Raw genomic sequence first — 21,476 nt, 5'->3', positions numbered from 1 at the left:
GTAGAGGCGGGCGGAGGGACAACCGAGGACCGGGAGGTACCACCGCCATGACCGTCTCCATGAAGACCCTGCTCGAAGCCGGGGTCCACTTCGGGCACCAGACGCGCCGCTGGAACCCGAAGATGAAGCCGTACATCTTCACCGAGCGCAACGGGATCTACATACTCGACCTGCAGCGCACTCTGCGCGAGCTGGACGCGGCCTACCGGTTCGTGCGCGAGCTCACGGCACGCGGCGAGAAGGTCCTCTGCGTCGGGACGAAGAAACAGGCCCAGGAGCCTGTGGCGGCCGAGGCCGTCCGCTCCGGGCAGCCCTACGTGAATCAGCGCTGGCTCGGCGGGATGCTCACGAACTTCGTCACCATGCGCACCCGCGTGTCGCGGCTCGAGGAGCTGGAGCGCATGGAGGAGGACGGCTCCATGGCCGCGCTCCCCAAGAAGGAGGCGCTCAAGCTGCGTGGGGAGTACGAGAAGCTCCTGCGCAACCTCGCCGGCGTCCGGGAGATGCGCGAGCTGCCCGGCGCGCTGTTCGTGATCGACACCAAGCGCGAGGCCATCGCCGTGGCCGAGGCGAGACGGCTGCGGATCCCGATCATCGGGGTGGTCGACACGAACGCCGACCCGGATGAAGTGGACTTCGTCGTCCCCGGCAACGACGACGCCATCCGCTCCGTCGGTTTGATGTGCCGCGTCATAGCGGATGCCGCCGCCGAGGGGCGCGCGGCGCTCGAAGGCCCCGAGGCCGCCGAGGAGCCCGCGCCCGCGGCCCCGGCGCCCGAGGAGCCGATCGTCGAGGCGCGGGAGCCGGAGCCCTCCGAGCCGGCGGCGGCGGCCGAGAGCCCGGAAACGGAGGCTGCCGCGCCCGAGGCCGAGCAGGCGCCGGCAGAGTAGAGCGTGCGTCCTGCGCTTCGTGCGGGTATCCAGTCAAGGACCCGCCCTTCGCCGTGCCCGAGGAGGGCCGCTCACAGGAGGAGGACGACGATGGAGATCACCGCCAAGATGGTCAAGGACCTGCGCGAGTGTACGGGCGCGGGCATGATGGACTGCAAGGCCGCCCTCGCCGAGGCCGGCGGGGACGTGGAGAAGGCCGTCGACATCCTGCGTACCAAGGGGCTCGCCGACCTCGCCAAACGGGCGGGCAAGGCCGCCAACGAGGGCGTCATCGGCTCCTACATACACGCGGGCGGCCGCATCGGCGTGCTCGTCGAGGTGAACTGCGAGACCGACTTCGTCGCCCGTAACGCGGACTTCCAGGCATTCGTCAAGGACGTCGCGATGCACGTCGCGGCCGCCGCGCCGTTGTTCGTCCGGCGCGAGGAGGTCCCCGCGGAGCTCGTCGAGCACGAGCGCGGCATCTACATGGCGCAGGCGGCCGCCACCGGCAAGCCCGAGCGGATCCAGGCCAAGATCGCCGAGGGCCGTCTCGACAAGTTCTTCAAGGAGGTCTGTCTCATGGAGCAGGCCTACGTGAAGAACCCCGACATCACGATCGAGCGGTACCTGGGTGAGCTCGTCGGGAAGCTGGGAGAGAACATCGTCATCTCGCGGTTCACTCGATACGTGCTCGGGGAGTCGTCCCGGGAGCCGGCGGGATCGGCCGGATAGTCACGGCGCGCCCACGGGCCGGCCGAAGAGCCGGCCCGTTCGTCTACAATGGCACCTGACGCCGTCACGGCATCCGCCGCGAGGGCGAGGCGTGCACGAGCGGAAGGGGAGCGTCCCGTGACGGAGAGCGGCAGCGCGGAGGGCTACAGGTACGGCAGGGTCCTTCTCAAGCTCTCCGGCGAGGCGCTCTTGGGCGACGTCGGCTACGGCATCGACCCGGACGTGCTCGACTCGCTCGCCCGGCAGGTCCGCCGCGTCGCTTCCGCGGGAGTGCAGGTCGCGATCGTCATGGGGGGCGGCAACATCTTCCGCGGCATCGCCGCCTCGGCGGAGGGCATGGACCGCGCCCAGGCCGACTACATCGGCATGCTCGCGACCGTGATGAACTCGCTCGCGTTGCAGGACGTGCTGGAGAAGCAGGGGGTCTTCACGCGCGTGATGTCCGCCATCGAGATGCGGGCCGTCGCCGAACCCTACATCCGGCGCCGCGCGATCCGTCACCTCGAGAAGGGGCGCGTCGTCATCTTCGCCGCCGGTACCGGCAACCCGTACTTCACCACCGACACCACCGCCTCCCTGCGCGCGCTGGAGATCGGAGCGGAGTGCATCATGAAGGCGACGAAGGTCGACGGTGTCTACGACTCCGACCCCACCACGAACCCGGACGCCGTCCGCTTCGACGAGTTGCCCTACATCGACGTGCTCAACCTCGGGCTGCGCGTCATGGACGCGACGGCCATATCCCTGTGCATGGACAACGACCTGCCCATCCTGGTCTTCAACATGGAGACCGAGGGCAACATCGAGCGGGCCCTGAGAGGAGAGCCCGTCGGCACCGTCGTCAGAGGAGGGATCTGAGGCAGATGATCACCGACATCATCAAGGACGCCGACGGCCGAATGGGGAAGGCCGCCGTCGCGCTCGGGCACGAGTTCGGCACGATCCGCACCGGGCGTGCGGCGGCTCAGATCCTAGAGCCGGTCAAGGTCGAGTACTACGGTACCCCCACGCCGCTGCTCCAGCTCGCCTCCGTCACCGCGCCCGAGCCGCAGATGCTGGTCGTGAGCCCGTACGACAGGAGCGCCATGGGCGCGATCGAGAAGGCGATCCGCACCTCCGACCTCGGGCTGAACCCGAGCAACGACGGGCAGGTCGTCCGGGTCCCGTTCCCGCCGCTCACCGAGGAGCGCCGACGCGAGCTCGTGAAGCTCGCCAAGCACTACGCCGAGGACGCCCGCGTCGCCGTGCGCAACATCCGCCGCGAGGCGAACGACAGGCTCAAGCACGCCGAGCGCGACCACGAGATCTCGCAGGACGACATGCGCAGAGCCGAGGCCGAGGTCCAGAAGCTCACCGACGCGCACGTCAAGGAGATCGACGAGATGCTCGCGCGCAAGGAAGCGGAGATAATGGAGGTCTAGGCCTCGTGCCCGACCGGTCCTCTCTCGCCGCATTCTTCTCGAGCAAGCGTGACGCCGGGATCCTCGGCGAGCTCGACCTCGATCGCGTCCCCGCGCACGTGGCCGTGATCATGGACGGCAACGGGCGCTGGGCGCGGCGTCGCGGATTGCCGCGCATCGCCGGTCACAAGGCCGGCGTCAAGGCCGTCCGCGAGCTCATCTCATCGGCGCTGGAGTTGGGCATCCGCTACCTCACCATCTTCTCGTTCTCGTCCGAGAACTGGCGGCGGCCGCCCGAGGAGGTCTCGGGGCTCATGCAGCTCTTCGCCGAGGTGCTCGAGCGCGAGGTCGGCCAGCTCGAGGAGCAAGGCGTGCGCCTGAGGGTCCTCGGCCGCCGAGAGGGCCTGCCGCGCAAGACGCGCGAGGCGTTCGACCGCGCCGAGGCGCGCACGGCGGACCGGGAGTGCGTGACTCTCCTCGTGGCGCTCAACTACGGCGGACGCGCCGAGGTCGCCGACGCCGCCCGCGCGCTTGCCGCCGAGGCCGCGGCCGGCCGCATCGCCGTCGAGGACGTCACCGAGGACGCCGTCGCGGCCCGGCTCTACGCGCCGGACGTCCCCGACCCGGACCTGGTCGTCCGCACGAGCGGGGAGATGCGGCTGTCGAACTTCCTGCTGTGGGAGATGGCCTACTCCGAGCTGTGGGTCACCGGCTCGCTCTGGCCCGACTTCCGCCGCCACGACCTGCTCCGCGCCGTCGTCGACTACCAGCGCCGCGTGCGACGCTACGGAGGCACGTAGTGTCCGGGTGGGAGGAGGGGTTCGCCAAGCTCGGCGTGCGCCTGGCCAGCGCGCTGGTCTTCGGGGTGGTGTTCCTGGCCGCCGTGCTCTTCGGCGGCCCGCTCGGGCTCGGCGCGCTGCTCTCGGCCGCCGCGGGCCTCGCCGCCGCGGAGCTCTGCCGCCTGCTTCCCGGCGCGACCCGCGGCAGCGTGGCGTTGGGCGGGATCGGCGCCGCCGCGCTCCCGCTGGCCGCCGGCGCGGGAGCCTCCTCCATGGTGGCCGCCGGCGAACCGGCCGGTGTGTCCACGGCCGCGGTCCTCGTCGCCGTCGCGGCGATGGCCGTCTTCGTGCCGGCTCTTCTGCTGTGGCTGGCCGCCGCCGTGGGGTCGACCGCCACGGGCGCGGCATCGGCCGCGCTCGCGGTCGCCTGGGTCGGTCTCGGACTCGCGCACCTCGTCTTCCTGCAGGGGCTGGAGGGTGGTGGCCCCGGGCTCGCGCTGGTGGCGGTGCTGGGCGTGTGGGCCGGTGACGTGGCCGGATACGTCATCGGGGTCGCGATAGGCCGGCACAAGCTCGCGCCCCGGCTCTCACCGGGCAAGTCGTGGGAGGGGTTCGCCGCCGGACTCCTGGCGACCGTCGGCGCATGGGTGGGGTTCGCCGCCTTCCTGGCGCTGCCGCAGCCCGCGGTGCTCATGGCGGCCGTCGGCGTCGCCGCGGCCCTCGCCGGGCTCCTCGGAGACCTGGCCGAGTCGCGCGTCAAGCGCCTCGCGGGAGTGAAGGACTCGGGCACTCTGATCCCCGGTCATGGCGGCGTCCTCGACCGTTTCGACAGCCTCATCACCGTCTCGGTCGTCACGTTCTGGATACTCTCGCTGGGGGGCTCGCCGTGACGGCCGTGCCGGGAGGAGCCTGCCTGCCGGGGCCGGTGCGACGCGCGTTGGCGTCCCCGCCGCCGGATCGGCCGCTCCGCCTGGCGGTCCTCGGCTCCACCGGCTCCATCGGGCGTCAGGCCCTGCGGGTCGCCGAGCGCTTCCCCGAGCGGGTGCGGGTCGTCGCGCTCGCCGCGGGAACCTCCGGCGCCGCCCTCGCCGAGCAGGCCTCGGCGTCGCAGGTGGAGCGCGTCGCGCTCACCGACGCCGAGGCCGCTGAGGAGGCGTCGCGGATCCTCGGCCGGCCGGTCGCGCACGGGCCGGAGGCCGTGGAGTCGCTGGCCGGCGGCGACGAGGCCGACGTGGTGCTCAACGCCCTGGTCGGCTCCGCGGGGCTGAGGGTCACGCTCCGCGCCCTGCGCAGCGGCAAGCGTCTCGCGCTGGCGAACAAGGAATCCCTCGTCGCCGGCGGCGAACTGGTCACCTCTGCACCGGCCGGCCAGCTCGTGCCGGTCGACAGCGAGCACTCGGCGCTCTTCCAGTGCCTCCTCGGCGAGATGCCCGAGGACGTGTCGCGCCTGTGGCTCACAGCCTCGGGCGGACCGTTCCGGGGCATGGGGCGCGCGGAGCTCGAGCGGGTGAGCGCCGACCAGGCGCTGCGCCACCCTCGCTGGACGATGGGACCCAAGATCACGGTGGACTCGGCGACACTGATGAACAAGGGGCTGGAGGCCATCGAGGCCCACCACCTCTTCGGGCTGCCCTACGACCGTGTCCGGATCGTGGTCCACCCGCAGTCGATGGTCCACTCGATGGTCGAGTTCGCCGACGCCTCGGTCAAGGCGCACCTCGGACCCACCGACATGCGGATCCCGATACAGTACGCGCTGAGCCACCCCGGCCGGTGGGAGGCGCCGGTCGCGCCGGTCCGGTTCGAGGCAGCCGGCACGCTGGGCTTCGAGGAGCCGGACGCGGAGACCTTCCGCTGCCTGGCTCTGGCGTTGGAGGCGGGCCGCGCGGGAGGGACGATGCCGGCTGTGATGAACGCCGCCAACGAGGTCGCCGTGGCGGCGTTCCTCGCAGGAGCGTGCCCGATCACCGACATCGACCGCACCGTGGAGCGGGTCATGGGCGAGCACTCGCCCGAGCCGCTGCGCTCCATCGAGCAGGTCGAGGCCGCCGACGGCTGGGCGCGCCGCGCGGCACGCGAGGCGCTCGGGCTGCCGTAGCGCCGCACGCGTCCCTTCCCGCTCGAACGACAGCGGAGCGGGCCCCTGGAAGGCGCTTCAAGCGCTGGTCCGTGGTTTGCTCGATGTCAGCGGCGCCGCCGCCGCGGGCATAAGCCCTTTCGGCTACGGGAGGACCCGGCGCCGAACGACCGAGACGACTCCCGGCGGCTGGCCGGGTGAGAGGGGTACGCGCGTGTCGCTGGGACTTCCGGTCGCCGACGCGGTGATCTGGGGTGTCATCACGTTCTCGCTGCTGGTGGTGCTCCACGAGGGCGGCCACTTCCTCGCCGCCCGGGCCTTCGGCGTGAAGGTCCACGAGTTCATGATCGGGTTGCCCGGCCCCGCGATCCGGTTCCGGGGGCGCAAGACCACGTTCGGCGTCACGGCCGTCCCGCTGGGCGGATACGTCCGCATAGCGGGGATGGAGCCCGGCCCGGAGGATCCGCTCCTGGCACGGGCGCTGGGAGCGGCGGTGACCTCCGAGCGCGTCGACGCCCGCTCGCTCGCATCGGCGATCGCCGTGGAGGAGACGCACGCGGCCAGGCTCCTCGTCACTCTCCAGGACTACGCGGCACTCGAAGCGGCGCCGGACGACAAGGTCTCCTACCTGCCGGTCGCCCGCCTCGAGGCGGGCGAGTCCGCCGACGAGCTCCTCGCCCGCCTCCGGTCCGAGACCTACCGAGGCAAGAAGACCTGGCAGCGCGTGACCATCCTTTCCATGGGCGTCGTCGTCAACCTCGTGACCGCCGTGCTGGTCTTCACCGCCGTGCTGTCGGTCTTCGGGTACTTCGAGCTGTCCTTGAAGCTGGACTCCGTCGTGCCCGGCTCCGGCGCCGAGGCCGCGGGCCTGGAAGCCGGCGACGAGATCGTCGCCGTCGAGGACGAGCGCGTCCGCACGTTCCAGGACCTCGTGATGCGCGTCGGGGGCTGGGAGCCCGGGGGGATCGTGACGGTGGAGTTCGTGCGGGACGGCCGGCCCATGCAGGCCGAGGTCACGCTCGGTGAGGGCGACCAGGGACAGCCGCTGCTGGGCGTGCAGCCCTCGCTCGTGAAGCGGGAGTTCGGGCTGGGCGGCGCGTTCGTCGAGAGCCTGCGGTTCGTGGGGCTGGTCTTCCGGGCCATCGCGGGGTTCTTCAACCCCGAGACGTTCCGGGCCTCGCTGCAAGGCGCGAGCAGCGTGGTGGGGGCGAGCGTCATCGTCGCCGAGGCCGCCAGGACCGGCCCGATCGACTACGCGTGGATAGTCGCGCTGCTCTCGCTCTCGCTGGGCGCGCTGAACCTCGTGCCGATACCGCCACTGGACGGCGGCAAGATCGCCGTCGAGGCCGTCGAGCGTGTCATCGGGCACCCCCTGCGCCGCGAGGTCTCCTTCGGGCTGAGCATAGCCGGGGCGATGCTGCTGTTCTCGCTGATCGGCTACCTGGTGTACGCTGACGTCCTCCGGCTCGCCAACGGCTAGGCGAGGACCGGCGCCGGGCGGCGCCGCTCGCCCCGCTGCGCCCCGTCGCATCCCCGGAGAGGAGGTCCCAGGCTTGCGCGATCGCCGCGAGAGCCGGCCGGTGATGGTCGGCGACGTCCCGATAGGGGGGATGACGCCCATCGCCGTCCAGTCCATGACGAACACCGACACGCGCGACGCCGAGGCCACGCTCGCCCAGATCGGCAGGCTGGCGGACGCCGGGTGCGAGATCGTCCGCGTGGCCGTCCCGCACGCCGACGCGCTTCCCGGCTTCGCGCGCGTCTGCGCTCGCTCCCCGCTGCCGGTCGTGGCCGACGTGCATTTCGACCACCGCCTCGCGATGGAGGCGTGCCGCCTCGGCGCGGCCAAGCTGCGCGTCAACCCCGGCAACATCGGAGCGGCCGCGCGGGTCGACGCGGTGATCGAGGCGGCCGGCGAGGCGGGCGTCCCGATCAGGATCGGCGTCAACGCGGGCTCGCTGGCCGAGGAGTACCGCGACCGCGACTGGCCGCTCGCCGAGAAGCTGGTGGCCAGCGCGGTGGCCTTCTGCGGACACTTCGAGGAGCGCGGCTTCACCGACATCGTGGTCTCGGCGAAGGCCTCCTCGGTGGTCACGACCGTCGACGCGTACCGGAGCCTGGCCGAGGAGGTGCCCTACGCGATCCACCTCGGCGTCACCGAAGCCGGGACCTCCGTCGCGGGGACGGTCAAGTCCTCCGTCGGCCTGGGGGTGCTGCTCGCCGAGGGCATCGGTGACACGCTCCGCGTCTCGCTGACCGCCGATCCCGTCGACGAGGTCCTGGTGGCCTGGGAGATCCTCGGCGCTCTCGACATCCGCCGCAACGCGCCGGAGCTCGTGAGCTGCCCGACGTGCGGGCGCTGCGAGGTCGACCTGATACCCATAGCCGAGGAGGTCTCGCGCAGGCTCCGTGACGTCCGCACGCCCCTCAAGGTGGCGGTGATGGGCTGCGTGGTGAACGGCCCCGGCGAGGCGCGCGACGCGGACGTCGGAGTGGCCGCCGGCGCGGGCGTCGGACTCGTGTTCGCCAAGGGCGAGCCGGTACGCAAGGTACCCGAGGCCGAGATCGTCGACGCGCTCATGGAAGAGGTCCGCCGCCTCGGGGAGGGGTGCCTCACCTAGCGCGCCCTTCGAGCGCCATGCGCTCTGCTATGCTTGCCGTTGGCGCCGCCGCTCACGAGCCTCGCGGTGCCGCGTCCGGTGTCCGTGACCACGGGAGGCGACGGGAGGCTGCGATGTCAGAGGACAGGGTGCGTGTGGCGATCGTAGGGTGCGGCCGCGAGGGCAGCGCGTTGCTCGTCGACTTCGCCACGCGTCCGTTCATCGACGTCATGGCCGTGTGCGACCGCGACCCGGACAGCCCGGGAGCGAAGAAGGCCGCCCAGTTCGGCATCCCGTTCGTGACACGGCTGGACGACCTCGTCGCCCGGTCCTCCGAGCACGACCTGATCATCGAGGTGACGGGGAACCCGGACGTCAAGCCACACCTGAAGAAAGCGCTGCTGGAGCAGGGCAACGACACGACGATCATCGTGCACGACCTCGTGGCGCGGCTCATCCTGAGCCTCGCCGCCGATGCGCACACCCTCGTCCCGACGATGCACCCGACGGACGTCGGGATCGGCGTCAGGATCGACGAGTGGAGCGAGCTCGGCCCCTGCGAGATCGAGGACGACGACGCCGACGCGGCGGGATGATCGCGGCGGGATCGAAGGCCAGCGCGAACGGGAGACCCATGAGAGTCGCTCTCAGGATGAGCGGGCTGTACGCGCCCACCCTCAAGGAGGTACCCGCCGAGGCGGAGATCGCGAGCCACCGGCTGCTGCTCCGAGCCGGCATGATGCGGAAGGCGGCCGGCGGGATCTACACGTTCCTGCCGCTGGGGCTGCGCGCGCTGCGCAAGGTGGAGCGTATCGTGCGCGAGGAGATGGATGCCGTCGGGAGCCAGGAGATGCTCATGCCGGCGGTCCAGCCCGCCGAGCTGTGGCGGGAGTCCGGCCGCTGGGACCTGTACGGGCCGGAGCTGATGCGCCTGACCGACCGCCACGGGCGCGACTTCGCCCTGGGGCCCACGCACGAGGAGCTCATCACCGCGCTCGTCCGCCACGAGCTGCGCTCCTACCGGGACCTGCCGGTCTCGCTCTATCAGATCCAGGTCAAGTTCCGCGACGAGGTCCGGCCGCGCTTCGGGCTGCTCCGCGGACGCGAGTTCATCATGAAGGACGCGTACTCCTTCCACGCCGACCAGGACTCGCTGCAGGAGCACTACGAGGCGATGAGCCGCGCCTACGGCCGCATCTGCGAGCGCCTCGGGCTTCGTTACCGCCCCGTCGAAGCGGAGAGCGGCCAGATCGGCGGCAGCGTGACGACGGAGTTCATGGCGCTGGCGGACAGCGGAGAGGCGGCGCTGGTCTACTGCGAGGGCTGCGACTACGCAGCCAACGTGGAGGCCGCCTCGACCGTGATCCCGCGGTCGCCCTCGACATCGGAGCCGGTCGCGATGGAGCGCGTGCGCACGCCCGGCGCGGGCACCATCGCCGAGGTCGCGGAGTTCTTCGGGATCGGGCCCGCCGACGTGGTCAAGACCATGGCGGGCGTCGTCGACGACGAGGGGGAGGCGCGGCTCGTCTACTTCTGCCTGCCCGGCGACCGGGAGCTCAATCCCGTCAAGGCGGGACGAGCCGTCCCCGGCGTCCGCCTGCTGGCCGAGGAGGAGTTCGACGTCTTCGGCATCCCCAAAGGCTCCCTCGGACCAGCGGACCCGCCCGAAGCCACCCTGGTGGTCGCGGACCGGTCGCTGGAGGCCGACACGAGCTGGATCGTCGGGGCCAACGAGCGCGACGGCCATCTCAAGGGCGCCATGCCCGGGCGCGACTTCGCCGTGCATCGCTGGGAGGACCTCGTCGTGGCTCAGCCGGGGGATGCGTGCCCGCGTTGCGCCGGTACGCTCATGGGAGCCCGCGGCATCGAGGTCGGTCAGGTCTTCCAGCTCGGGACGAAGTACTCCGAGTCGATGGGCGCCACCTTCGCCGACGAGGACGGCACCGAGCGGCCGTTCGTGATGGGCTGCTACGGCGTCGGTGTCACGCGCTCCTTGGCCGCGGTGATCGAGCAGCACAACGACGACGCGGGGATATCCTGGCCGGTCTCGGTGGCGCCTCTGGAGGTCGCGGTCATCCCGCTGGGCGGCGGCGAACCGGCGGAGGCCGCCGAGCACGTCTGGACGGCGTTGGCCGACGCGGGGGTCGAGACCGTCATCGACGACCGCGACGAGCGCGCGGGGGTGAAGTTCGCCGACGCCGACCTCATCGGGTTCCCGTACCAGGTGGTCGTCGGGGCGCGCGGCCTCGCCGAGGGGGCGGTGGAGCTGAAGGAGCGAGCCGGCGGCGCACGTTCCACGCTCACGCTCGCCGAGGCAGCGGACCGCGTGGCGGACCTGGTCGGCGAGGCGCGCACGGCCTCCGTCTGACGCCGCGTCCGCGCTCGCCGCGGCCGGTCATCTCCCCTGGAAGCGGCTTTGACCAGGGCGCGGCATACTGCTAGAATCACTCGACCGAACAGGTCGGAAGAAGCGTTCCTGCGAGAAGTGGGCTTGCTCCCGCTTCTTTTGTTCTGGGCACGCAAGACGTGGTGAAGGGAGGCCGGAGATGGCGCAGGACCTGGCGGGACGGCTCGCCGAGACGCTCGACGCGCTCGCCGGCCGCCACGGATACGAGCTCGTCGCCGTCGAGGCCGCAGGCGGCGGCGCGGGCGGCGGACCGGTCGTGCGCGTGTTCCTGGACAGGGAAGGCGGGATCGACCTCGACGCGATAGCCGAGGCGAACCGCTGGGTCGCGCCGGCCGTCGACGAGGTGCTGCCCGGAGCGTACACGCTGGAGATCTCCTCACCGGGCATCGACCGTCCGCTGGTCAAGCCGGCGGACTTCGAGCGCTTCGCCGGGAAGGTGGCCGCGGTCAAGACCGCGCGCCCGATCGAGGGGCGCGCGAACTTCACCGGCACGCTGCTGGGGATGGACGGCGGAGACGTGCTGCTCGAGATCGACGGGACGACGTACCGCCTGCCGCATTCGGCCATCGCGAAGGCGCGGCTGAAGGCGGAGATCGATTTCGGTGAGGAAGGAGCGGGGTGCCGATGAGCTCGGAACTGATGGAGGCCCTCCGCCAGCTCGCACGGGAGAAGGGCATCGACGAGTACGAGATGCTCGACAAGCTCGAGAGCACGCTGGCGAGCACGTACAGACGCATGATGGACCTCGAGAACGAGACACGGGTGACGATCGACCGCGAGAGCGGCCGCATCCACGTCTACGAGCTCGTGCCCGTGGGTGGCACCGAGGAGGAGCCGGTCACCGAGGACCGCGACATCACGCCTGCCGACGTGTCGCGGATAGCGGCGCAGGCGGCCAAGCAGGTGATCATGCAGTCGATCCGCGAGGCCGAGCGCGAGAAGATCTACGAGGAGTACGCGGACCGGGTGGGCGAGTCGGTCACCGGCACCGTCCAGCAGTCGGACTCCCGCTACACGCTCATCAAGCTGCGCGAGGGCGTCGAGGCCCTCCTGCCGCCGTCCGAGCAGCCTCACAGCGAGCGCTACGACCACAACCAGCGCATCAAGGCCTACATAACCGAGGTCCGCAAGACTTCCACGGAGCCCGCCATCGTCGTCTCGCGCACACACCCCGGGCTCATCCGCCGGCTCTTCGAGCTCGAGGTGCCCGAGATCTACGACGGCGTCGTGGAGATCAAGAGCGTCGCTCGCGAGCCCGGCCTGCGCTCCAAGGTCGCGGTCGCGAGCCGCGAGCCGGGGCTGGACCCGGTGGGCGCTTGCGTGGGGCCGAAGGGCAGCCGTGTGCGCATGATCGTGAGCGAGCTGCGTGGCGAGCGCATCGACGTGGTCCCCCACAACGAGGACCCGGCCACCTACGTGGGCAACGCCCTCTCGCCGGCGAAGGTCTCCTCCGTGCTCGTGGACGATGACACCCACACGGCCACCGTCATCGTCCCCGACGACCAGCTCAGCCTCGCCATCGGCAAGGAGGGGCAGAACGCCCGCCTCGCCGCGAAGCTCACCGGCTGGAGGATCGACATCAAGAGCGCGAGCCAGGCCATCGATGCCGGCATCGCCGCGGTGCAGGCGGAGAAGGGCGCCCAGGCGGAGTTCGACGGCCGTTGCGTGGCCGTCACGTCCTCGGGCATCCGCTGCCGCAACCAGGCCAGGCCGGGCAGCGTGTACTGCGGCGTGCATACGAAGGAGGACTCCGAGTAGATGCCCAAGGCGCGCAAGACGCCGACGCGGACCTGCGTGGGGTGCCGCGAGCCCGACGACAAGCGCGAGCTCGTGCGCTTCGTCCGTACTCCCGAGGGCGACGTGGAGCTCGACCCGACGGGCAAGGCCAACGGACGGGGCGCGTACGTGTGCGCGCGGATGGAGTGCTTCGAGGCCGCGGTGAGGCGCGGCCGGCTGGCGTCGGCACTCAGGGTCAACCTCACTGAAGAGGACGTGGACAGGCTGAGACGAGATCTCGAGGCGCTGCTCGGAGGCGGCCTCGACGCAAGGACGGTGACGCGATGCCCGCGATGAGAGTCCACGAGCTCGCCAAGGAGTTCGGCATGAGCTCGAAAGAGCTCCTCGACAGGCTCGCCGAGATGAGGATCCCGGCGAAGAACCACGCATCCACCCTGGTGGAGGCGTACGTCGACAAGATCCGCAAGGCGCTGGGGCCCGAGATCGCCGAACGGCAGGCCACCATGGAAGCCGAGCGCGCGCGCAAGGAGGCCGAGGAGACGGCCCGGCGCGAGGCCGAGGAGGCGGCCCGGCGCGAGGCCGAGGAGCGCCTGCGGGCCGAGGAGGAGGAGACCCGGCGCGCCGAGGACGAGGAGCGAGCCAGGCGCGAGGCCGAGGAGCGAGCCAGGCGCGAGACCGAGGAGGCCGCCGAGGCCGCTCGGCGCGAGGCCGAGGAGCGCCTGCGGGCCGAGGAGGAGGCACGCCTCGCGCGCGAGGCCGAGGAGGCCGCCCGCCTCGAGAAGGAGGAGGAGGAGCGCTACCGCCGGATGGCCCGCGAGGCCGAGGCCGCGGCTGCCGCGACGGCCCCCGTCGTCCCGCGTGAACGGATCCTCGCCGAGGCCGCCAAGGCCGCCGCCGTCCAGCAGCCGCAGGCCCGCCGCGGCAAGAAGGGCAGGAAGGCCCGGCAGGCCGAGGCGCCCGCCGAGGCGCCCGCCGAGGCCGCCGCCGAGGCGCCCGCCGAGCCGGTCGCCGTCAACGAGGGCGTGACGGTGGGCGAGTTCGCGGACGCGCTGGGCGTGCCGCACAACGAGATCATCAAGCGCCTGATGCTCCTGGGCGCCCCGTTGACGGTGAACCAGGCGATGTCCCGCGAGGCGATCGAGGTCATCGCCGAAGACATGGGCCGGCCGGTCACCGTCCTAGCGCCCGAGGAGGAGATCGCCGAGGTCTACGAGGACCGGCCGGAGGACCTCGTCACCAAGGCGCCGGTCGTCACCGTCATGGGCCACGTCGACCACGGCAAGACGTCGCTCCTCGACGCGATCCGGTCCACGGGGGTGGCGGCCACCGAGGCCGGCGGCATCACGCAGCACATCGGCGCGTCGGTCGTGCAGAAGAACGACCGGCAGATCACCTTCATCGACACGCCCGGACACGAGGCCTTCACCGCCATGAGGGCACGCGGCGCGAAGGTCACCGACGTCGCCGTGCTCGTGGTCGCAGCGGACGACGGCGTCATGCCGCAGACGGTGGAGGCGATAGACCACGCCAAGGCGGCCGGTGTCCCCATCGTGGTGGCCGTGAACAAGATCGACAAGGAGAACGCGAACCCCGACCGGGTCCGCCAGGAGCTGGTCGAGCACGAGGTCGTCCCCGAGGAGTGGGGAGGCACCAACACGTTTGTGGACGTCTCGGCGAAGAAGAACCTCCACATAGAGGACCTCCTCGAGATGATCCTGCTCACGGCGGACATGCAGGAGCTCCAGGCGAACCCGAGTGCGTCGGCCTCCGGCGTGGTGATCGAGGCGAAGCTCGACCGCGGGCGAGGACCGGTCGCCACGGTGCTCGTGCAGCGCGGCACGCTGCGCGTCGGAGACGCATTGGTCGCCGGCACCAGCCACGGGCGTGTCCGGGCGCTGGTCAACCCGCTGGGCGAGATGGTCGAGACCGCACGTCCCGCGGACCCCGTCGAGGTCCTCGGTCTGTCCTCGGTGCCGGCCGCGGGAGACGAGTTCAAGGTCATGCACGACGAGCGCGCCGCGCGCCAGCTCGCCGAGGAGCGGGCGCTGAAGAAGCGCCTCCTCGCACAGGAGAAGAAGACGCACGTCACGCTCGACGACCTGTTCGCGCGCATCCAGGAGGGCGAGCTCAAGGACCTGAACCTCATCGTGAAGGCCGACGTACAAGGCTCGATCGAGGCGCTGAAGGACGCGCTGAACAAGATGGACCAGACCGAGGTCCGCATCAACGTCATCCACTCCGGCGTGGGCGCGGTCACCGAGACCGACGTCATGCTCGCGGACGCGTCCGACGCCATCGTCATCGGCTTCAACGTGCGCCCGGAACCCAAGGCCCGCGCGCTGGCCGAGGAGGAGAGCGTGGACATCCGCCTGTACCGCGTCATCTACCAGGCGATCGAGGAGATCAACGCCGCCCGCGTCGGCATGCTCGCCCCCACGATCGAGGAGCGGGACACCGCCCGCATCGAGATCCGGGAGCTGTTCCGCGTGCCCAAGCAGGGTGTCGTCGCGGGCTGCTACGTCCAGGAGGGCGAGGTGCACCGGGACGATCAGGTGCGTGTCGTGCGCGACGGAGCGGTGGTCTTCGAGGGCCGTATGGCCTCGCTCCGCCGCTTCAAGGATGACGTCAAGTCCGTCAAGGCCGGCTACGAGTGCGGTATAGGCATCGAGGGCTTCCAGGACATCAAGGAAGGCGACGTCATAGAGGCCTTCAAGACGGTCGAGGTGGCCCGAGAGGCGTAGGGACTCCGGCGAGTCCGACACAACCGCGCCTCGGGAGCGAGGGCTCGTGACGACCGGACGCATGCGCAAGGTGAACGAGACGGTCAAGGAGGCGCTCGCCGACACGCTCGTCGACGAGGTCTCCGATCCGCGCGTGGAGCTCGTCACGGTCACGGGCGTCGAGGTCAGCCCCGACCTCCGCCACGCGACGGTGTTCGTCATCGCGCACGGTGACGAGGAGCGCTACCAGGCCGCGCTCGAAGGGTTGCGGTCGGCGTCGGGCCGTATCCGGAGCGGCCTCGGCCGGCGCGTGCGGATGAAGTACCTTCCCGAGCTGCAGTTCCGAATCGACCAGAGCGTGGACGAGGGGATGCGCATCGCCGAGGCGCTCAAACACGCCCCGCCGCGTGCGGAGGAGCCGGACGAGGAGGCCGAGTGATCGCGGAGAGCGACCTCACGGCCGCCGCGGCGCTGCTCAGGGGAGCGCCCTCGGTGGTATGCGCGTCGCACGTACGGCCCGACGGCGACGCGGTCGGATCCGTGCTGGCTCTCGTCCATGCCCTGCGCGAGACCCGCACGGCTGCCGTTCCCACGCTGGCCGACGAGCGTCCCGCCCCCGCCACGTACGCGTTCCTGCCCGGGTTCGAGGGCTACATCCCCGCGGCGGACCTGGACCCCCCCGCGGTCTTCGTCTCCCTGGACGCGCCGAACCTCGACCGCCTCGGCGTGGCGGAGCGGCTCGCCGCAGGAGCGGACGCGAGACTGGTCATCGACCACCATCCGGACAACCGCCGCTTCGGCACGGTGAACCTCGTCGACGCGGACGCACCCGCGTCGGCCTGCATCGTATGGAGGCTGCTGCCGCACCTCGGGGTGAAGCCGAACCCGGACATCGCCACCTGCCTGTACACGGCGCTGCTCACGGACACCGGCCGCTTCGCTTACGGCAACACAACGCCTGCCGCCTTCCGCGCGGCGGCGGAGATGCTGGAGATCGGCGTGGACGCCGCCTGGGTCGCGCGCAACGTGTACGAGAGCCGCTCCCCCGGTGCGCTGACCATCACCGGACGCGCGCTCGACCGGCTCACGGTGACGAACCGCGGCCACGTGGCGTACTCCTGGATCGACGACCGCGACTTCTCCGAGACCGGCGCACTGCCCGAGGAGACCGAGCACCTCGTGGACATGCTGCGCATGCTCGGCGGTGTGGACGTGGTCGTGTTCGTCCGCGACCGCGGCGGCGAGCTGCGCGTGAACCTGAGGGCCAAACGGGGCTTCGACGTGGGTTCCGTTGCGCGTACCTTCGGCGGCGGCGGACACACCGCCGCCGCGGGGCTCACCTACCGCAACGGCGACCTGCGGACGTTCCTCGGCAGGGTCCTGCCGATGCTGCCCGGCGGCGAGGCGGCGTGAGCAAGCGCGGCGCGACTTCGCTGTGCGGCATCCTGCCCCTGGACAAACCGTTAGGGATGACGAGCCACGACGTCGTCAACGTGGTACGCCGCGCGACCGGCGAGAGGCGGGTGGGCCATGCGGGCACGCTCGACCCGCTCGCCACCGGACTGCTCGTGGTCCTCGTGGGCCCGATGACGCGGCTCGCGCGCTTCTTCACGGACCACCCCAAGACGTACCACGCCGCGATCGCCTTCGGCTCCGAGACCGACACCGACGACGCCGAGGGCGAGGTCGTGCGGACCGCGGAGGTCCCCGCGGCGCTGGCCGACGAGACCGAGGCGCGCCGCGCGCTGGCAGGCCTCATCGGCCCGCAGGAGCAGACGCCGCCGGCGTACTCGGCCGTCAGGCTCGCCGGCCGCAGGGCCTACGAGATCGCGCGCCGGGGCGGCGAGGCGCGCCTCCGCCCGCGGTCCGTCGAGGTGTACGAGGCCGAGCTGCTGGGCGTCGAGCCCGGACCGCCGCTGGTCTGGCACGCGGAGCTCACCGTCACGAGCGGCACCTACGTGCGCGCGCTCGCCCGCGACCTGGGGAGGCGGACGGGCACGGCGGCTCACCTCGGCGGGCTGGTGCGCACCGCCAGCGGCGGCCTGGGGCTGGCCGGCGCGCTCACCCTGGAGGACGTCGCCCAGGCGGGGCGGGCCGGCAGGGTCGCCGAGCTCTTCGCGGACCCGGTGGTCTCCCTCGGCCTGCCGGCGGTCTCCGTCGACGCTCGCGCGGCCGCACGGGTCGCGGCGGGAGCATCACTGGACGCTGATGCGCTACGCTGCTCCGAGACGGACGTTCCCGACGGCGGGTACGCCGCGATCGTGGCCGAAGCGCACCTGGTCGCCGTCCACCGGCGCCAGGGCGACACGCTGTCACCGGCGGTGGTGCTGCCCTCGCCGGCGAGCGCCCCGGAGGCCGCGGCCTCCTGCGGCCACGGCAAGAAGGGACGGGCGTGAGCGCGATCGTTCGCTACTGGGACCCTGAGATGCCCTCGCTCGGCCCGGCCGTGACCTGCATCGGGGTCTTCGACGGGGTGCACGTCGGGCACCAGGCGCTCATCCGCGCCACCGTCTCGGCCGCGGAGCTCGCCGGCGCCCGGCCCGTGGCCGTGACATTCGACCGGGACCCTGACCAGGTCCTCACCCCCGAGTCAGCGGCGCCTCAGCTGCTCCCCGTGGACGACAAGCTGGCGTTCATCGCCGACCTCGGTGCACGCACCGTGCTGGTGGTCCCCTTCGACGAGTACGTGTCCCGGATGACCCCCGAGCGGTTCCTCGCGCGCGTGGTGCTCGCTTCGATGGAGCCTCTCACCGTCATGGTCGGGGAGGACTTCCGTTTCGGCCACCGGGCGCGCGGCGACCTCCAGACACTGCGGCTCTTCGGGCAGTCGCACCGCTTCGAGGTCGTCGGCCACGAGCTCGTCCGCGTCGGCGGCGAGCCGGTCACGTCCACTCGCATACGGAACCTCGTCGCCGAGGGCGACGTGTCCCAGGCCCGCCGCCTCCTCGGCAGGCCGCACCGCGTCCGGGGCGTCGTAGAGCACGGTCGCGGCGACGGCTCGTCGCGCCTGGGGACCCCGACGGCGAACCTCCGGCCGGTCGAGCACGCGGCCCTGCCCGCCGAAGGCGTCTACGCCGGCAGGGTCAGGCTGGAGGACCGCACGTACGCCGCGGGGATCTCCGTCGGGCATCCGCCGACGTTCCCGGACTCCCGCCACGTGCTCGAGGCGGCGCTCGTCGGCTTCTCCGGCGGGCTGTACGGCCGGACGCTCACTCTCGAGTTCCTCGAGCGCCTCCGGGACTTGCACGCCTTCGAGGCGGAGGCGGACCTCGCCGACGCCCTGCGCGACGACCTCGAGCGGGCGGGCGAGGTCGCCGAGGAGGGGGAGGGACCGGACTGACGCGTCCCAGCGGCGCGCGGCCGCGGACCTCGTCGGCCGGCCCTCGCTCGGCCTCGCCCGATGGCGGTCACGCCGCTCCGTGCTATACTCCACGGGTTGCCCCTACCCCGGGCTTGGACCTTCGCTCCTCACCAGCGGGGTTCTCGGCGCGGGGCGAATGCGAGAGGAACGGTGAGACTGATGCCTCTGTCCAAGGACACGAAGGCGAGCATCATCGGCGAGCACGCCATGCGCGACGGCGACACGGGCTCGCCCGAGGTCCAGATCGCGCTGCTCTCCAAGCGGATCGGCGACCTGACCGAGCACCTGCGCATGCACAAGCAGGACCACCACACCCGGCGCGGCCTGCTGAAGCTCGTCGGCCAGCGGCGCCGGCTGCTCAACTACCTCAAGAAGAGCGACATCGACCGGTACAGGACGATCGTCGCCAAACTCGGCATCCGCGGATAGCCGATACGGGAATGCTACGAGGCGGGAGCTCACGGCTCCCGCCTTGCCGCATGTGGGCGTCCGCGTTCACGCGAGCACGGCGCCCCGGGAGGGCTGCGGAGTGACCGCGGCCGACGAGAAGTCCCGCTGGGGCGGGACGCGAAACGCGCCGAGGAGGGCCCTCGGCGGGAAGAGGACGGGATGGAGAAGGTAACCGAACGCTTCGAGCTGTACGGGAAGACCTACACGCTGGAGACCGGCGAGCTGGCCAAGCAGGCCGGCGGGGCGGTCGTCGTCAGGCAGGGCGACACGATGGTGCTCGTCACGGCCACCGCCTCGCGCGAGCCCAAGGACCTCGATTTCTTCCCGCTCACCGTGGATTTCGAGGAGCGGATGTACGCTGCCGGCAAGTTGCCCGGCGGCTTCATCAAGCGCGAGGCGCGGCCATCCGAGAAGGCGATACTGACCGCGAGGATGATCGACCGGCCGCTGCGCTCCGCGTTCTCCGAGGGCTTCCGCAACGACGTGCAGGTGATCGCCACCGTCCTCTCGGCCGACCAGGTGCACCAGCCGGACATCATCAGCGTCACCGGCGCCTCGGCCGCGGTCATGGCCGCCGGCATCCCGTTCGAGGGGCCGCTCGCCGGCGTGCGGGTCGCGAGAGTCGGGGGCGAGTTCCTCGTCAACCCCACGTTCGCGGAGAGCGACGGCAGCGACCTGGACCTCGTCGTGGCCGGCTCCCGCGACGCGGTCTTCATGATCGAGGCGGGAGCCGCGGAGGTCTCCGAGGAGGACATGCTCGACGCGCTCGCGTTCGCGATGGAGGCCATCTCGGCGTTCTGCGAAGCACAGGAGCGCCTGCTGGCACGCCTGGACATCCAGCCCATGCAGGTCAAGATGGCTGGGGTCGACGAGGAGCTTCGCCGCCGGGTCTTCGAGGCCGCCTCCGACCGCATGCGCGCCGCGCTGCACAACCCGGACAAGCACGCCCGTATGGACGCCGTGACGCAGGTGAAGAAGGAGATCACCGACTCCTTCGCCGAAGAGGAGCTCCTGGCGTACGGCCGCGACGTCAAGACTCTCCTCAAGGAGCTCGAGAAGCGGACGATGCGGCGGATGGTGCTGGAGGAGGGCGAGCGGGCCGACGGCCGCAAGGTCGACGAGGTGCGTGCGACCACGGCCGAGGTCGGCTACATCCCCCGCGCCCACGGCTCGGGGCTGTTCACCAGGGGCCAGACGCAGGTGCTCTCCGCGCTCACGCTGGGGATGCTGTCCGAGTGGCAGCGCATCGACACGATCGACGTGGCCGAGGGCAAGCGCTACCTGCACCACTACAACTTCCCGCCGTTCTCCACGGGCGAGACCGGCTTCATGCGCGGCCCGAAGCGCCGGGAGATCGGGCACGGGGCCCTCGCGGAGCGCGCGCTCCTGCCGGTGATCCCGGCCGAGGAGGAGTTCCCGTACACCATCCGGATCGTGTCCGAGGTGCTGGAGAGCAACGGCTCCTCGTCGATGGGCTCGGTCTGCGGCTCGACGCTGGCGCTGATGGACGCCGGCGTGCCGATCTCCTCCCCGGTCTCCGGCGTGGCGATGGGCCTCATCAAGGAGGGCGACCAGGTGGCCGTGCTCACCGACATCCAGGGCCTCGAGGACTTCCTCGGCGATATGGACTTCAAGGTGGCGGGCACGCCGTCCGGGATCACCGCCCTGCAGATGGACAACAAGGCCAAGGGTCTCTCGATCGGGATCCTCCGCCAGGCCCTCACCCAGGCCAAGACCGGGCGGGCCTGGATACTCGAGCGCATGCTCGAGGCGATCTCCGCGCCGCGCGACAGCCTCTCCGAGTTCGCGCCGACGATCCTGACGCTGAAGATCCCGACCGACAAGATCCGCGACGTGATCGGCCCGGGCGGAAAGATCATCCGCGGGATCATCGAGGCCACCGGGGCCGACATCGACGTGGAGGACGACGGCACGGTCTTCATCGCGGCCCGGGACCAGGGCGGCGAGGAGGCGGCGCGTCGCATCAGGATGATCGTGAAGGAACCCGAGATAGGCGAGAAGTACAGGGGCCGCGTCGTCTCCGTCCAGAGCTTCGGGGCGTTCGTCGAGCTCATCCCGGGCAAGGACGGGCTGCTGCACATCTCCCGCGTGGCCCAGGGCCGCATCGACAAGGTCGAGGACGTGCTCAACGTGGGCGACGAGGTGGAGGTCGAGATCATCGACGTGGACGAGCGGGGCAAGGTCAGCCTCGACCGCCTCGACAAGCCGCCGGCGCCCCCGTCCGCCGGCGGCGGCGAGCGCCGCGAGGGCGGCCGCCCGCAGGGCGGCGGTCCGCGCCGCGAGGGCGGCCCGCGAGAGGGCGGCCCGCGAGAGGGCGGCG

The 21,476-nt window shown here is 71.4% G+C and carries 21 protein-coding genes; all 21 read left to right on the top strand.

The window, feature by feature from the left end; genetic code table 11:
* Window positions 1-47 precede the first annotated feature (47 nt).
* Window positions 48-890: a 30S ribosomal protein S2 gene (gene rpsB, locus IBX62_07130; GenBank protein ID MBE0476849.1), complete on the top strand. Its 843-nt coding sequence runs from the start codon at window positions 48-50 to the stop codon at window positions 888-890.
* A gap of 90 nt (window positions 891-980) precedes the next feature.
* The gene (tsf, locus tag IBX62_07125) at window positions 981-1,604 is read left to right on the top strand and encodes a translation elongation factor Ts (GenBank protein MBE0476848.1); all 624 of its coding nucleotides are present in this window, start codon (window positions 981-983) and stop codon (window positions 1,602-1,604) included.
* Between the two features lie 48 nt (window positions 1,605-1,652).
* Window positions 1,653-2,462, top strand: a complete 810-nt coding sequence (locus IBX62_07120) for a UMP kinase (GenBank protein MBE0476847.1) — start codon at window positions 1,653-1,655, stop codon at window positions 2,460-2,462.
* 5 nt (window positions 2,463-2,467) lie between these two features.
* The gene (gene frr, locus IBX62_07115; protein ID MBE0476846.1) at window positions 2,468-3,025 is read left to right on the top strand and encodes a ribosome recycling factor; all 558 of its coding nucleotides are present in this window, start codon (window positions 2,468-2,470) and stop codon (window positions 3,023-3,025) included.
* A 59-nt stretch (window positions 3,026-3,084) separates the two neighbouring features.
* Entirely contained in the window at window positions 3,085-3,804 is a 720-nt protein-coding gene (locus tag IBX62_07110) for an isoprenyl transferase (protein ID MBE0476845.1), read from the top strand.
* Window positions 3,804-4,673, top strand: coding sequence for a phosphatidate cytidylyltransferase (locus tag IBX62_07105; protein ID MBE0476844.1), 870 nt, complete (start codon window positions 3,804-3,806; stop codon window positions 4,671-4,673). The genes IBX62_07110 and IBX62_07105 overlap by 1 nt, the downstream gene beginning before the upstream one ends.
* Before the next feature lie 47 nt (window positions 4,674-4,720).
* A complete protein-coding gene (locus tag IBX62_07100) occupies window positions 4,721-5,881 on the top strand; it encodes a 1-deoxy-D-xylulose-5-phosphate reductoisomerase (protein ID MBE0476843.1) in 1,161 nt (386 codons plus the stop codon).
* 193 nt (window positions 5,882-6,074) lie between these two features.
* Window positions 6,075-7,340 (top strand): site-2 protease family protein, encoded by a 1,266-nt coding sequence (locus tag IBX62_07095; protein ID MBE0476842.1) that lies wholly within the window; start codon window positions 6,075-6,077, stop codon window positions 7,338-7,340.
* A gap of 103 nt (window positions 7,341-7,443) precedes the next feature.
* Window positions 7,444-8,481, top strand: coding sequence for a flavodoxin-dependent (E)-4-hydroxy-3-methylbut-2-enyl-diphosphate synthase (gene ispG / locus IBX62_07090; GenBank protein MBE0476841.1), 1,038 nt, complete (start codon window positions 7,444-7,446; stop codon window positions 8,479-8,481).
* 113 nt (window positions 8,482-8,594) lie between these two features.
* Window positions 8,595-9,056, top strand: a complete 462-nt coding sequence (locus tag IBX62_07085; GenBank protein MBE0476840.1) for a Gfo/Idh/MocA family oxidoreductase — start codon at window positions 8,595-8,597, stop codon at window positions 9,054-9,056.
* A 38-nt stretch (window positions 9,057-9,094) separates the two neighbouring features.
* A complete protein-coding gene (locus tag IBX62_07080) occupies window positions 9,095-10,828 on the top strand; it encodes a proline--tRNA ligase (GenBank protein ID MBE0476839.1) in 1,734 nt (577 codons plus the stop codon).
* A gap of 178 nt (window positions 10,829-11,006) precedes the next feature.
* Window positions 11,007-11,495 carry a ribosome maturation factor RimP gene (locus IBX62_07075; GenBank protein MBE0476838.1) on the top strand — a complete coding sequence of 163 codons (489 nt, stop codon included), beginning with the start codon at window positions 11,007-11,009 and terminating at the stop codon, window positions 11,493-11,495.
* Window positions 11,492-12,625 carry a transcription termination/antitermination protein NusA gene (gene nusA, locus IBX62_07070; GenBank protein ID MBE0476837.1) on the top strand — a complete coding sequence of 378 codons (1,134 nt, stop codon included), beginning with the start codon at window positions 11,492-11,494 and terminating at the stop codon, window positions 12,623-12,625. The genes IBX62_07075 and nusA overlap by 4 nt, the downstream gene beginning before the upstream one ends.
* Window positions 12,626-12,940, top strand: coding sequence for a YlxR family protein (locus tag IBX62_07065; protein MBE0476836.1), 315 nt, complete (start codon window positions 12,626-12,628; stop codon window positions 12,938-12,940).
* Window positions 12,928-15,345 (top strand): translation initiation factor IF-2, encoded by a 2,418-nt coding sequence (infB, locus tag IBX62_07060; protein ID MBE0476835.1) that lies wholly within the window; start codon window positions 12,928-12,930, stop codon window positions 15,343-15,345. Before IBX62_07065 ends, infB begins: the two co-directional genes overlap by 13 nt.
* Before the next feature lie 61 nt (window positions 15,346-15,406).
* Window positions 15,407-15,763: a 30S ribosome-binding factor RbfA gene (gene rbfA / locus IBX62_07055; protein ID MBE0476834.1), complete on the top strand. Its 357-nt coding sequence runs from the start codon at window positions 15,407-15,409 to the stop codon at window positions 15,761-15,763.
* Entirely contained in the window at window positions 15,760-16,737 is a 978-nt protein-coding gene (locus IBX62_07050; GenBank protein ID MBE0476833.1) for a DHH family phosphoesterase, read from the top strand. Before rbfA ends, IBX62_07050 begins: the two co-directional genes overlap by 4 nt.
* On the top strand, window positions 16,734-17,720 hold the full coding sequence (gene truB / locus IBX62_07045) for a tRNA pseudouridine(55) synthase TruB (protein ID MBE0476832.1): 987 nt from the start codon (window positions 16,734-16,736) through the stop codon (window positions 17,718-17,720). The genes IBX62_07050 and truB overlap by 4 nt, the downstream gene beginning before the upstream one ends.
* The gene (gene ribF, locus IBX62_07040; GenBank protein ID MBE0476831.1) at window positions 17,717-18,664 is read left to right on the top strand and encodes a riboflavin biosynthesis protein RibF; all 948 of its coding nucleotides are present in this window, start codon (window positions 17,717-17,719) and stop codon (window positions 18,662-18,664) included. Before truB ends, ribF begins: the two co-directional genes overlap by 4 nt.
* Before the next feature lie 180 nt (window positions 18,665-18,844).
* A complete protein-coding gene (gene rpsO / locus IBX62_07035) occupies window positions 18,845-19,114 on the top strand; it encodes a 30S ribosomal protein S15 (GenBank protein MBE0476830.1) in 270 nt (89 codons plus the stop codon).
* Between the two features lie 180 nt (window positions 19,115-19,294).
* Window positions 19,295-21,476, top strand: a 2,182-nt coding sequence (locus tag IBX62_07030) for a polyribonucleotide nucleotidyltransferase (GenBank protein MBE0476829.1), incomplete at its 3' end; no start/stop codon positions are given.

It is taken from the genome of Coriobacteriia bacterium (genome assembly GCA_014859305.1).
Classification (GTDB): domain Bacteria; phylum Actinomycetota; class Coriobacteriia; order Anaerosomatales; family Kmv31; genus Kmv31.
Note: the sequence above shows the minus strand (reverse complement) of the source record. Positions and strands in the feature narration are given on the sequence as shown.